Source organism: Kitasatospora sp. NPDC059973 (genome assembly GCF_042737525.1).
GTDB lineage: Bacteria > Actinomycetota > Actinomycetes > Streptomycetales > Streptomycetaceae > Kitasatospora.
Genome location: NZ_JBHWUI010000195.1, coordinates 1 through 13833, shown reverse-complemented (window position 1 = coordinate 13833; position 13833 = coordinate 1). Strand labels below are relative to the sequence as shown.

7 protein-coding genes are annotated in these 13833 nt (G+C 72.2%); 3 read left to right on the top strand and 4 right to left on the bottom strand.

Features of this window, described 5'->3' with window-relative positions; genetic code table 11:
* Nucleotides 1–33 precede the first annotated feature (33 nt).
* Nucleotides 34–2625 (bottom strand): aminopeptidase N, encoded by a 2592-nt coding sequence (gene pepN / locus ACFWA9_RS34130; RefSeq protein WP_359834478.1) that lies wholly within the window; start codon nt 2623–2625, stop codon nt 34–36.
* A 155-nt stretch (nt 2626–2780) separates the two neighbouring features.
* On the bottom strand, nt 2781–4484 hold the full coding sequence (locus tag ACFWA9_RS34125) for a PQQ-binding-like beta-propeller repeat protein (protein WP_380392549.1): 1704 nt from the start codon (nt 4482–4484) through the stop codon (nt 2781–2783).
* Between the two features lie 522 nt (nt 4485–5006).
* Here ACFWA9_RS34125 and ACFWA9_RS34120 point away from each other — a divergent pair.
* From ACFWA9_RS34120 to ACFWA9_RS34110, 3 genes are all read left to right on the top strand, one after another.
* The gene (locus ACFWA9_RS34120) at nt 5007–6209 is read left to right on the top strand and encodes an ROK family transcriptional regulator (RefSeq protein WP_329489976.1); all 1203 of its coding nucleotides are present in this window, start codon (nt 5007–5009) and stop codon (nt 6207–6209) included.
* Nucleotides 6210–6488: 279 nt separating this feature from the next.
* A complete protein-coding gene (dxs, locus tag ACFWA9_RS34115; protein WP_352288082.1) occupies nt 6489–8393 on the top strand; it encodes a 1-deoxy-D-xylulose-5-phosphate synthase in 1905 nt (634 codons plus the stop codon).
* Between the two features lie 123 nt (nt 8394–8516).
* Nucleotides 8517–10031, top strand: coding sequence for a glycosyltransferase family 39 protein (locus ACFWA9_RS34110; RefSeq protein WP_352288085.1), 1515 nt, complete (start codon nt 8517–8519; stop codon nt 10029–10031).
* Nucleotides 10032–10194: 163 nt separating this feature from the next.
* Here the strand turns inward: ACFWA9_RS34110 and ACFWA9_RS34105 are convergent, their stop codons facing one another.
* Nucleotides 10195–12324, bottom strand: coding sequence for a 3-hydroxyacyl-CoA dehydrogenase NAD-binding domain-containing protein (locus ACFWA9_RS34105; RefSeq protein ID WP_359804445.1), 2130 nt, complete (start codon nt 12322–12324; stop codon nt 10195–10197).
* A 2-nt stretch (nt 12325–12326) separates the two neighbouring features.
* The gene (locus ACFWA9_RS34100) at nt 12327–13544 is read right to left on the bottom strand and encodes an acetyl-CoA C-acyltransferase (RefSeq protein WP_329489980.1); all 1218 of its coding nucleotides are present in this window, start codon (nt 13542–13544) and stop codon (nt 12327–12329) included.
* Nucleotides 13545–13833: the final 289 nt, after the last annotated feature.

Sequence of the window (13833 nt, the reverse complement as noted above, 5' to 3'; positions counted from 1 at the left end):
GTCCCGGGGCTCGGCCCCGGGACCCCGACCGGCTCAGTGCCCCGGTGCCCGGGCGCCCGCCGCCCGGTCGGCGGCCTGCGCCTTGATGGCGCGCTCGACCCCGGCGCGCTGCTCGATCACCCGGCGACGCAGCGCCGGCGCCGGCTCGGCCGTGCTCAGCCAGGCGTCGGTGGCGTCCAGCGTGGCCTGCTCGACCTGCAGCGACGGGTACAGCCCCACGATGATCAGCATCGCGATCTCGTGGCTGCGGCTCTCCCAGATGCCCTTGAGCGCCGCGAAGTACTTCGCGCCGTAGGGCGCCAGCAGCTCGCGCTGGTCGGCCTGCTGGAAGCCGGCGATCACCGCGTCCTGGACGTAGTTGGTGAGCTTGTCCGACTCCATCACCGAGGCCCAGGCCGCGGCCTTGGCCTCGGCGGTCGGCACGGCGGCCCGGCAGCTGGCGGCGTGCTCCTGGCCGGCCGCGGTGTTGTCGCGGGCCAGCTCGGCCGCGATGGCGGCCTCGTCGGCGCGGCCGGTGGCGGCCAGCCGGCCGAGCAGCGTCCAGCGCAGCTCGGTGTCCACGGCCAGGCCCTTGATCTCGACCGAGCCGTCCAGCAGCGCGGCGAGCAGGTCCAGCTGCCCCTCGCTGCGGGCGACGGCGGCCAGCGCGCGGGCCCAGGCCAGCTGGTGGTCGCTGCCGGGCTGGGCGGCGCGCAGCTGCTCCTCGGCGGCCTCGGCCCAGCGGGCGAGACCCTGCTCGCTCCACGCCGGGTCGGTGTAGGCGTCGAGGGCGAGCTTGACCTGGCGGTGCACCGACTGGACGACGCCGATGTCGGACTCCCGGCGCAGGCCCGAGACGGCCAGCTCCAGGTAGTCGCGGGCGGCCATCTCGCCGTCGCGGGTCATGTCCCAGGCGGAGGCCCAGCACAGGGCGCGCGGCAGCGAGTCGGTGAAGCCGCCGAGGTGCTCGGTGACGACGGCCAGCGAGTCCTCGTCCAGGCGGACCTTCGCGTAGGAGAGGTCGTCGTCGTTGAGCAGGATGACGGCCGGGCGGTGCCGGCCGACCAGCTCGGGGACCTCGGTGCGCGGACCGTCGACGTCCAGCTCGATCCGGTCGGTGCGCACCAGCGCGCCGTCGGCCAGCTCGTAGAGGCCGATGGCGATCCGGTGCGGGCGCAGGACGGCCTCGCCCTTGGCACCGGCCGGCAGCGCGGGGGCCTCCTGCAGCACGGCGAAGGACTCGATCTCGCCGTCGGTGTTGAGGGTGAGGGCCGGGCGCAGCACGTTGATGCCGGCCGTCTCCAGCCACGCCTTGGACCAGGCCTTGAGGTCGCGCCCGCTGGCCTCCTCCAGTGCGCCGAGCAGGTCGGCCAGGCGGGTGTTGCCCCAGGCGTGCCGCTTGAAGTAGGCCTGCACGCCCTGGAAGAAGGCGTCCTGGCCGACGTACGCCACCAGCTGCTTGAGGACCGAGGCGCCCTTGGCGTAGGTGATGCCGTCGAAGTTGACCTGGACGTCCTCCAGGTCGTTGATGTCGGCCATGATCGGGTGGGTGGACGGCAGCTGGTCCTGCCGGTACGCCCAGGTCTTCATCTGGTTGGCGAAGGTGGTCCAGGAGTGCGGCCACTTCGAACCGGGGGCCTCGGCCTGGCAGACGGCCTCGGCGAAGGTCGCGAACGACTCGTTCAGCCAGAGGTCGTTCCACCACTCCATGGTGACGAGGTCGCCGAACCACATGTGGGCGAGCTCGTGCAGGATGGTCGCGGCCCGCGCCTCGTACGCGGCGTCGGTCACCTTGGAGCGGAACACGTACTGGTCCCGCAGGGTGACGGCGCCCGCGTTCTCCATCGCGCCGGCGTTGAACTCCGGGACGAACAGCTGGTCGTACTTGGCGAACGGGTAGGGGAAGTCGAACTTCTCCTGGAAGTAGTCGAAGCCCTGCTTGGTGACCTCGAAGATCGCCTCGGCGTCCAGGAACTCACGCAGCGACGGGCGGCAGTACACGCCCAGCGGGACCTTCTGGTCGCCGTTCTCGTAGCTGTCGAAGACCCCGACGTACGGGCCGGCGACCAGTGCCGTGATGTAGGAGGAGATCCGGCCGGTGGGCTCGAACGTCCAGACCTGGCTGTCGCCCTCGCCGACCGGGGTCGGGGTGGGCGAGTTGGAGACCACGACCCAGCCGGTGGGCGCGGTCACCGTGAAGGCGAACGTGGCCTTGAGGTCGGGCTGCTCGAAGGTGGCGAAGACGCGGCGGGCGTCCGGCACCTCGAACTGGGTGTACAGGTAGGTCTCGTCGTCGACCGGGTCGACGAACCGGTGCAGGCCCTCACCGGTGTTGGTGTAGGCGCAGTCGGCGACGATCCGCAGCTCGTTCTCGGCGGCCAGGTTCGGCAGCGTGATCCGGCTGTCGGAGAAGTTGGCGTTGTCGAGCCGCTCGCCGTTGAGGGTGATCTCCTCGACGCTCGGCGCCACGAGGTCGATGAAGGAGGACGCGCCGGGGGTGTTGGCGCTGAACCGGACCACGGTGGTGGACCGGAAGGTGCCTCCCTCCCGGGCCGAGCTCAGGTCGAGCTCGATGTCGTACGCGTCCACGTGCAGGAGGTCGGCCCGGGTACGGGCCTCCTCACGGGTGAGGTTGGTGCCGGGCACTCGCAGGACTCCTTCGTCAGGCTGATGCTTCGCATCCTCCCATGCCCGGCGCGCGGCGCCCGGGGAAATGTTCGAGGGCGGGGCGGAACAGGCGGGTTGGCCTGTTCCGCCCCGCCCTCGACCGGGTCGGGCACCGGGGCGCTACGCCCCCGGCGTCACTTCTTCGCGTACTTGACCACGGGCGCGTCCGAGCCCGCGCTGCGGGCGAAACCGAACAGCGAACCGTCCGACTGCAGCACGTACTCGGTGGTGCTGGAGCCGATGAAGTCGGAGTTCTTCTGGCTGGTGATGGTGCCGAGTTCGGTCACCGCGCCGTCGGCCGGCGCGAGCGTGACGATCTTGGCGCCCTTGCCGTAGCCCATGTCCAGCACGGCCCGGACCTTGCCGTCCTTGTCGGTGCCGGAGACCAGCCGGATGCCGTCGTTGGTGCCGCCGGTGGACGACCAGAGCCGCTTGCCGGTCGTCAGGTCGTAGGCGTTGACGGCGGGCTTGCTCGGGTTGGTCTGGACGTACAGCGTGGTGCCGCTGACGACGTTCTGGGTGAACGCGTCCGCCTGGCCGGAGAGCCGCAGGCTGTCCGCCCCGGGCTCCTTGACCGACATCGGGGTCATCGGCTTGTTGCTCTTGTCGAACGGCAGGATGTAGTCGCCGTTCGGACCGCTGGTCACCAGCAGCACCAGCGGCTGGTCCGAGACGACCTTGTCGATGCGCTCGATGCTGCCGGTGAACGGGACCGGCGCGGGGCTGGTGGTCTTGCCGGTGTCGGTGTCGACCAGCACCAGCTGCGACTTGGGGTTGGCGTTGGAGCCGTAGCAGCGGTCGCTCACCGCGATCTGGGTGCCGGCGACCTTGCCGTAGACGTTGCAGTCCTTGTCACGGGGCTGGAACTGCCAGACCGGCGAGCCGTCGGCGATGTTCACCGCGCCGGCCACGTTGCCGCCGATGCCGATGACCTTCTCGGTGACGGTCAGGGTCGGCGAGGACATCCGCTCGGTGCTGACCTTGGCCGACCAGAGCAGCTTGCCGGTGCTGATGTCGACCGCGCCGACGGTGGAGCAGTCGCTGTCACCGGTGTTGAGCGCGACGGCGGCGATGTGCTTCGAGTTCACCCCGTACGAGACGGCGCAGAACTCCTTGCTGCCGGCCGGCGGCGCGAGCGTCCACAGCTCCTTGCCGTCGACCGAGTTGAGCGCGCGGATGCCGTAGCTGTCGGCGCGCACCACGGCCTTGTCGGCGCCCCAGATGCCGAGCAGCTGCGAGCCGCTGGCCGCGTTGGCCGGCTTCGCGGCGGTCCAGGCGAGGCTGTAGGAGCCCGCCTTGCCGCCGCTGCCGCCGCTGCCGCCGCCGGTGCCCGCGGAGGGGTCGGTGGTCGAGCTGTCGGTGGTGCCGCCCGTGCTGCTGGTGCCGCCGTCCGCGGACGGGGTGTCCGGGTCCTTCTTGTTCTCGGTGAACAGCACGACCAGACCGGCGACGATGGCGATCGCCAGCACACCGCCGATGATGCCGCCCCAGACCATCACCGGGTTGCGCCGCTTGGGCGGCGCCGGCACCGGTGCGCCGGGGAAGGCGTACCCGGGCTGCTGCTGCGGGTATCCGTACCCGGCTCCGCCGTCGGCCGGCGGCGGAGCGGTGTAGCCGTACTGCTGGCCGGCGTTGGGGGCCGGGAACGGGGGCTGGGCCGGGTTGTACGGGCCGGCCGGTGCGGCGCCGGGCGGCGGCGGGGCGCCCTGGGCGGGGAAGGCGGCGGCGGTGGGCGCGTAGGCGTACTCGCTGCCCGGGGCCGGCGGCTGCCCGGGTGCGGCGCCCGGCGCGGCCGGTCCGCCCTGCCCGGGGACCGGAGCCCCGTCGAGCTGTGTCATCTGGTTCGCCACGGCGGCCGGGTCCACGCCTCCCGGCGTGCGGCCGAGCGAGACGCCCCGATTGTCCTGCGGCCCGGTACCGGGTGTGTCGCCTGCCCCCGGCGTAGGGTGATCCCCTGCCATCTGATGCCCCGTCATGTCTGGAAGCGTCCCCCGGCCGGTCACGTCCGTGGCCGGTGGGACGGGTGAGAATGGGCACCATGGTACGGGTGGGCGGTTTTCGGCCGGTCGCAGGAGCCCGGCAGGCCGCGCGTCGCGGCTCTGAGCTGCGGCCCCGTCCCCGGCGCCCGCCGCCCCGACGGCACACCGCCCGGCGCCCGGTGGCACACCGCCCGGCGCCGTGCGAGGCCCCCGAAGCAGTCCACCGGGACCACCTTCCCCACCCCTTCCCCACCCCTTCCCTCCCCCTTCCCCACCCCGCCACCGCGGTAGCCGCGCCACCCGACGCCGTCAGGCCCTAGGCTTCAGGAGTTGAAGGGATCGCCCGGCGGAGGGGTTCCCTCGCCCTTGGAAGGGTGGATCATGGCGACGGACACACCGGGTTCGCAGTCCTCACTGCACCGGGCCAACCTGGAGCGGGTGCTGCGCGCGGTACGGATGGCCGGCTCGCTGACCCAGGCCGAGATCGCCCGCGCCACCGGCCTCTCGGCGGCGACCGTGTCCAACATCGTCCGGGAGCTCAAGGAGAGCGGCACCGTCGTGGTCGCCGACACCTCCTCCGGCGGCCGCCGCGCCCGCAGCGTCTCGCTCAGCGGCGACGCCGGCATCGTGGTGGGGATCGATTTCGGCCACACCCACCTCCGGGTCGCCGTCGGCAACCTCGCGCACCGGGTGCTCGCCGAGGAGAGCGAGCCGATCGACGTCGACGTCTCCGCGGCCCAGGGCTTCGACCGCGCCGAGGCGCTGGTGGACCGGCTGCTCCAGGAGGCCGGCTTCCGCCCCGACAAGGTGATCGGCGTCGGCCTCGGCGTCCCCGGCCCGATCGACGTGGAGACCGGCGCGCTGGGCTCCACCGCGATCCTGCCCGGCTGGACGGGCATCGCCCCCGGCCGGGAGCTGGCCGAGCGGCTCGGCATGCCGGTGCACGTGGACAACGACGCCAACCTGGGCGCGCTCGGCGAACTCGTCTGGGGCGCCGGCCGCGGCCTGAGCGACCTCGCCTACATCAAGGTGGCCAGCGGCGTCGGCGCGGGACTGGTGGTCAACGGGCAGATCTACCGCGGCCCCGGCGGCACCGCCGGTGAGATAGGGCACATCACGCTGGACGAGGCCGGCCCGGTCTGCCGCTGCGGCAACCGCGGCTGCCTGGAGACCTTCGTCGGCTCCCGCTATCTGCTCGGCCTGCTCTCCTCCACGCTCGGCCAGGACCTGAGCGTGCCCCGGGTGGTCGAGCTGGCCCACCAGGGCGACCTCGGCTGCCGCCGGGTGATCGCCGACGCCGGCCGGCAGATCGGCACCGGTGTCGCCACCCTCTGCAACCTGCTCAACCCGCGCCGGGTGATCCTCGGCGGGGACCTCGCCGACGCCGGTGAGCTGGTGCTCGGCCCGATCCGCGACTCGGTGGCCCGCTACGCCATCCCCAGCGCGGCCCGCCAGCTCTCGGTCGTCCCGGGCACCCTGGGCGGCCGGGCCGAGGTGCTCGGCGCGCTCGCCCTGGTGATGAGCGAGATGGACGACTCCAGCCCGATCGGGCGGTCCGTACAGGCGTCCGTCGCCCGGCCGTGAGTACCGGCCGGTCCGCGGCGGTCCGACCGTCCGTGTCCGGCGCCGACCGGGTCTGCCGCCCTTCGACCGTCCGTGCCCGCCCCCGGACCCTCCGTGGCCGCGGCGCGCCGTGAACGGCGAGTACGGGCCGCCGGCACCGGGCACCCCGCTCGGTGTCCGGTAGGCGGACATTAGACTCGACCGGTCGGCGCACCGCCGAGACCGATCGGCGCGACGGCACACGGGCAGCGAGGCCCGTCGGACCGCCCGCGGTCCGCGACTTTGAACGAGGAGGAACGGGTGGCCCTGCTGACCCGCATTCGGGGACCGCGCGATCTCGACCGGCTCACGCCCGGACAGCTGGCCGCGCTGGCCCAGGAGATCCGGACCTTCCTGGTGACGGAGGTCTCCAAGACGGGCGGCCACCTCGGGCCCAACCTCGGCGTCGTGGAGCTGACCGTCGCGCTGCACCGGGTCTTCGACTCGCCGCGCGACCGCATCCTCTTCGACACCGGCCACCAGAGCTACGTCCACAAGCTGCTCACCGGCCGCCAGGACTTCTCCCGGCTGCGGATGAAGGACGGCCTCTCCGGCTACCCCTCCCGCGCCGAGTCCGAGCACGACGTCATCGAGAACTCGCACGCCTCGACCGTGCTCTCCTACGCCGACGGCCTGGCCAAGGCCAACCAGCTCCAGGGGAAGAAGGACCCGGTCGTCGCCGTGATCGGCGACGGCGCCCTCACCGGCGGCATGGCCTGGGAGGCGCTCAACAACATCGCCGACTCCAAGGACCGCCCGCTGGTCATCGTCGTCAACGACAACGAGCGGTCCTACTCCCCGACCATCGGCGGGATGGCGAACCACCTGGCCACGCTGCGCACCACCCAGGGCTACGAGCGCTTCCTCTCCTGGGGCAAGGACGCCCTGCAGCGCACCCCGGTGGTCGGCCAGCAGCTCTTCGAGACGCTGCACGGCGCCAAGAAGGGCCTCAAGGACTTCATCGCCCCGCAGGGCATGTTCGAGGACCTCGGCCTCAAGTACATCGGCCCGATCGACGGCCACGACCTCACCGCCCTGGAGTCCGCGCTCACCAAGGCGCGCGGCTTCGGCGGCCCGGTGATCGTGCACTGCCTCACCGAGAAGGGCCGCGGCTACCACGCCGCCGAGAACAACGAGGAGGACCGCTTCCACGCGGTCGGCGTGATCCACCCGGAGACCGGCCTGCCGATCAAGAGCGCCGGCAAGGACTGGACGTCCGTCTTCGGCGAGGAGATGGTCGCGCTCGGCCGCGAGCGCGAGGACATCGTCGGCATCACCGCCGCGATGCTCCACCCGGTCGGCCTGGCCCCGTTCGCCAAGGCCTTCCCGGACCGGATCTTCGACGTCGGCATCGCCGAGCAGCACGCCGTGACCAGCGCGGCCGGCATGGCCACCAACGGCCTGCACCCGGTGTTCGCGGTCTACGCGACCTTCCTCAACCGGGCCTTCGACCAGGTCCTGATGGACGTGGCGCTGCACCGGCTGGGCGTCACCTTCGTGCTGGACCGGGCCGGTGTCACCGGCACCGACGGCGCCTCGCACAACGGCATGTGGGACATGTCGATCCTCCAGGTCGTCCCCGGTCTGCGGCTCGCCGCCCCGCGCGACGCCGACCAGCTGCGCGCCCAGCTGCGCGAGGCCGTCGAGGTGGAGGACGCCCCGACCGTGGTCCGCTACTCCAAGGGCACGGTCGGCCCGGCCGTCCCCGCGGTCGGCCGGATCGGCGGCATGGACGTGCTGCGCGCCCCCGAGGCCCCGGCCGAGGAGCGCCGCGCCGACGTGCTGATCGTCTCGGTCGGCGCGATGGCCGCGACGAGCCTGGAGGTCGCCGACCTGCTGGCGGCCGAGGGCGTCACCGCCACCGTGGTGGACCCGCGCTGGGTCAAGCCGGTGGACCGCGCCCTGCCGGGCCTGGCCGCCGAGCACCGCGCGGTCGTCACGATCGAGGACAACGGCCGCGTCGGCGGTGTGGGCGCCGCCGTGGCGCAGGCGCTGCGCGACGCCGAGGTGGACGTCCCGGTGCGCGACTTCGGCATCCCGCAGGAGTTCCTGGACCACGCCTCGCGGCCCGAGATCCTCGCCGAGATCGGTCTCACCGCCCCGGACATCGCCCGCAAGGTGACGGCCCTGGTCTCCCGGCTGGACGTGGCGGCCGTCCGGGCCTGAGCCGCCCGGCCCGCGGCCGTTTGCCACAACCTGGCAACAGTTCGTCGCAAGACAGGCTGATAATCGCACCGAAAGGCGGGACCGGCGCTGCCCGCGCCGATCCCGCCCGGTAGGTTGTCATCCGTGCCGACCCCCACCCGCCCCCGCCTCGTCGGGCTTGCCGAGCGCCTGCCCGACCGCGTCCGCCAGGGTTACTGGACGAGGCTGGTGCCGGTGCTGGCCCTGGTCGCGCTCGCCACCCACATCCCCTCCTTCGTCCGGCCGGTCTGGAGCCCCGACGAGGGGTTCCTGGCCACCCAGGCCCGGATGCTGGCGGACGGCGGCGTCCTCTACGACACCGTGGTCGACCGCAAGCCGCCGCTGCTGCCCTGGCTCTACCAGGCCTGCTTCGCCGTCTTCGGCTCCGCCTCGCTCTGGCCGCTGCGCACCCTGGCGGTGGTCGCCCACCTGGTCACCGCGATCCTGCTGGCCTCGATCGCCCGCGGCCGCTGGGGCAACCGGGCGGGCGCCGGGGCGGGTCTGCTCTACCTGCTGGTCTCCATCGGGCTCTCCCCGGAGGACACCCAGGCGGCGACCTTCGAGGTCTTCATGCTGCCCGCCATGGTGGCCGCCTTCCGGTACGCCGAGCGCCGCCGCTGGCTGGCCGCCGGCATCGCGGTGGCACTCTGCTCGCTGACCAAGCAGACCGGCGGCGCCGTCCTGCTGCCGGTGCTCTGGATGCTGTTCCAGGACGCCCGCCGGCGCGGGGTCCGCTGGCCGCCCGCCCTGTTCAAGATCGGATTCGGCTTCACCCTGCCGATAGCGCTGGTCGCGGTGATCCTCACCAAACCCAAGGGCTTCCTGTTCTGGGTGGTCACCGGCAGCGGGGACTACGCCTCGGTGGGCGGCGCCTGGCTGCAGATGGCCGGCCGCGCGCTGGGCAACTCGGCGATCCTGGTCGGCGCCGGCCTGGGCTTCCTGCTGCCGGTCGGCCGCCGGCTCTGGCTGAAGCACCGCCACCGCCCGCTGCCGGTCGCCGGGGAGGAGCACGGCTCCACCACCGACCTCTGGGTCTGGCTGCTCTCCTCGGTGGTCGCGGTCAGCGTCGGGTTCCACTTCTTCGGCCACTACTACCTGCAGCTGATGCCCCCGCTGGTGCTGCTGGGCACCGGCGCGGTCGCCACCTCGGCGATCCGCTGGAAACCGGTCCTGGTGTACACCACGGCGGCCGCCACGGTGTTCTGGGGCCTCGCGCTGGCCTGGCCGGGGGAGCGGCTCACCCGGACCACCGAGGTGGCCACCGCGGTCGCCGCGCAGAGCAAGCCGCAGGACACCGTGCTGGTCTGGGGCATGCACCCGGAGCTGTACTGGCTGGCCGACCGCAAGCCGGCCACCCGCTACCTGACCGCGGGCTTCCTGACCAACTTCAGCGGCGGCAAGGACGGCAACGCCAACGTCGGCGAGCAGTTCAGCGTCAGCAACGCCTGGCAGACCTTCGACCGGGAGATCGCCAAGGGGCTGCCCGAGATCGTCGTGGACGACTCCGGCCTGGCGCCCTACCAGCCCGGCATGATCCCGAAGATCGAGAACCTGCTGGACACCCACTACGAGATGGTCGGCGTCTTCGCCGACACCGTGGTCTACCGCCTCAAGCGCTGACCGCGCCCGGCACGCGACAGGGCCCTCGCGCCCGCGGCCCCGGGCTCCCCCGGCCCCGCCCCGCCGAGAGTGCCCGCCGCGCCCCACCGCCCCCGCCACGACGCGCGGGAGCCCCGGTGACCCTGAGGTCACCGGGGCTCCCGCGTCGTACGGGGCCTACGCCTTAGGCGGGCACCGAGGCCACGCCGGGGGCGAGGAACCGCTTGCCGTTCACCCGCTCCGAGACGCCCTCACGGTCCAGGTACGGGGTGATCCCGCCCAGGTGGAAGGGCCAGCCAGCGCCGGTGATCATGCAGAGGTCGATGTCCTGCGCCTCGGCGACGACACCCTCCTCCAGCATCAGGCCGATCTCCTGCGCGACGGCCTCCAGAGCGCGGTTCAGCACCTGCTCCTCGGTCAGCACGGTGTCGCCGAAGGTGAGCAGCTCCAGCACCTCGGGGTCGAGCACCTGCTTGCCGTCGACCCAGGTGTAGAAGCCGCGCTTGCCGGCCTTGACCACCCGGCCGAGGTTCTCGGAGACGGTGAACCGCTCCGGGAAGGCGCCGCGCAGCGTCTCCGAGACGTGCAGCGCGATGGCCGGGCCGACCAGCTCCAGCAGCACGATCGGGGACATCGGCAGGCCGAGCGGCTCGACGCCCTTCTCGACCGTGGCGATCGGGGTGCCCTCGTCGATGATGTCCTGGATCTCGCCCATGAAGCGGGTCAGGATCCGGTTCACCACGAACGCCGGGGCGTCCTTGACCAGCACCGAGGTCTTCTTCAGCTTCTTCGAGACGCCGAAGGCGGTGGCCAGCGCGGCGTCGTCGGTCTGCTCGCCGCGGACGATCTCCAGCAGCGGCAGGATCGCGACGGGGTTGAAGAAGTGGAAGCCGACGACCCGCTCGGGGTGCTTCAGCTTCGAGGCCATCTCGGTGACCGAGAGGGAGGAGGTGTTGGTCGCCAGCACGCAGGTCGGCGAGACCACGTTCTCCAGGTCCGCGAAGACGTTCTGCTTGACGCCCATCTCCTCGAACACGGCCTCGATCACGAAGTCCGCGTCGGCGAAGCCGGCGGCCTTGTCGAGCGAGCCGGTGACCAGGCCCTTGAGCCGGTTGGCCTTGTCCTGGCCGATCCGGCCCTTGCCGAGCAGCTTGTCGATCTCGGCGTGGACGTAGCCGACGCCCTTGTCGATGCGCTCCTGGTCGATGTCGGTGAGGACCACCGGCACCTCCATCCGGCGGGCGAACAGCAGCGCCAGCTGCGAGGCCATCAGACCGGCGCCCACGACGCCGACCTTGGTGACCGGGCGGGCCAGCGACTTGTCCGGCGCACCGAACGGACGCTTCGCCCGGCGCTGCACCAGGTTGAAGGCGTAGATGCCGCTGCGCAGCTCGCCGCTCATGATGAGGTCGGCCAGCGCCGCGTCCTCGGCGTCGAAGCCGGCCTGCAGGTCGGCGTCCTTGACCTGCTGGATGATGTCCAGCGCCTTGTAGGCGGCCGGGGCCGCGCCGTGCACCTTGGAGTCGGCGACCAGCCGGCCCCAGGCGACGGCGTCGTCCCAGGCCTTGCCGCGGTCGATCGCCTCGCGCTCGACCACGACGTCGCCGGTGAGCACCTTGGCGGCCCAGAGCAGCGACTGCTCCAGGAAGTCGGCCGGCTCGAAGATCGCGTCGGCGATCCCCAGCTCGAACACGTCCTTGCCCTTGAGCTGCTTGTTCTGGCTCATCGAGTTCTCGATGATGACCTTGATCGCCTTCGAGGGGCCGATCAGGTTCGGCAGGATGGTGCAGCCGCCCCAGCCGGGGACGAGGCCCAGGAAGACCTCCGGCAGCGAGAACGCCGGGACGCCCGCGCTGACGGTGCGGTAGGTGGCGTGCAGGCCGACCTCGACGCCGCCGCCCATCGCCGCGCCGTTGTAGAAGGCGAAGGAGGGGACGGGCAGCGCGGCGATCCGCTTGAAGACCTCGTGGCCGCCCTTGCCGATGGCCAGCGCGTCCGCGTGCTCCTTGAGGATCTCGACGCCCTTGAGGTCGGCGCCGACCGCGAAGATGAACGGCTTGCCGGTGATCGCGACACCGACGATCGTGCCCGCGGCGGCCTCGGCCTCGACCTGGTCCAGCGCGGTGGACAGCTTCAGCAGCGAGCCCGGGCCGAAGGTGGTCGGCTTGGTGTGGTCGAAGCCGTTGTCCAGGGTGATCAGGGCCAGCCGGCCGGCCTGCAGCGGCAGGTCCAGGTGGCGGACGTGCGCGGTCGTGACGACCTCGCCGGGGAACAGCTCGGCGCCCTGCTGCAGCAGCTCAGTCGTGGTGCTCATGGTCACTTACCACCCTCGAAGTGCGGGTTCTCCCAGATGATGGTGCCGCCCATGCCGAAGCCGATGCACATCGTGGTGAGGCCGTAACGGACGTCCGGGCGCTGCTCGAAGCGGCGGGCCAGCTGGTTCATCAGGCGCACGCCCGAGGAGGCCAGCGGGTGGCCGAAGGCGATCGCACCGCCGAACGGGTTGACCCGCTCGTCGTCGTCCGCGATGCCGTAGTGGTCCAGGAAGGCCAGCACCTGGACGGCGAAGGCCTCGTTGACCTCGAAGGCCTGGATGTCGTCGATGGTCAGACCGGCCTTGGCCAGCGCCTTCTCGGTGGCCGGCACCGGGCCGATGCCCATCACCTCGGGCTCGACGCCCGCGAAGGCGAACGAGACCAGGCGCATCTTGACCGGCAGGCCGAGCTCCTCGGCGACGTCCTCGGCGGCCAGCAGCGACGCGGTGGCGCCGTCGTTCAGACCGGCCGAGTTGCCCGCGGTGATGTTGCCGTGCGGGCGGAACGGGGTCTTCAGACCCGCCAGCGACTCCATCGTCGTGCCCGGGCGCATCGGCTCGTCCGTGGTCGACAGGCCCCAGCCGGTCTCGCCGACCTCGGGGTTGGAGTTGCGGACCGAGATCGGCACCAGGTCGGGCTGGATGTCGCCGTTGGCGTACGCCTTGGCGGCCTTCTCCTGCGAGCGCACGGCGTAGGCGTCGCAGCGCTCCTTGGTGATGTGCGGGAACCGGTCGTGCAGGTTCTCCGCGGTCATCCCCATGAACAGGGCGGACTCGTCGACGAGCTTCTCGGACACGAAGCGCGGGTTCGGGTCGACGCCCTCGCCCATCGGGTGACGGCCCATGTGCTCGACGCCGCCGGCCACGACCACGTCGTACGCGCCGAAGGCGATGCCGCCGGCGGTCGTGGTCACGGCGGTCAGCGCGCCCGCACACATGCGGTCGATGGCGTAACCGGGAACGGACTTCGGCAGGCCGGACAGCAGGGCCGCGGTGCGGCCGATGGTCAGACCCTGGTCGCCGATCTGCGTGGTGGCCGCGATGGCGACCTCGTCGATCCGCTCGACGGGCAGGTTCGGGTTACGGCGCACGAGCTCCCGGATGCACTTGACGACGAGGTCGTCGGCGCGCGTCTCGTGGTAGATGCCCTTCGGGCCGGCCTTGCCGAACGGGGTGCGGACGCCATCGACGAAGACGACGTCCCTCGCGGTACGAGGCACGGGGGCTCTCCTCCCAGGGACCAACAGGTTGAGGTGGGCAGGCTGCCGCCGTCCGTCGCACGGGGGCACGTGAGCGGCGCTGCTTCACCGTCATGCTACCCGCCGGTAACCAACCTGCCCAGGCCCGACGGCCGGTTCACCCCGTGTGTCCCCCGACACGTCCTCCCGGCGGAGCCCGGGAGCGGTGGCGCCGGGGCGCGCGGGCGGCCGCCCGGACACGGCGGAGGGGATGCCGTCGCACGACCGCATCCCCACCCCGCCGCAGCGGTGCGCCGCGGGCCCGGTTCCC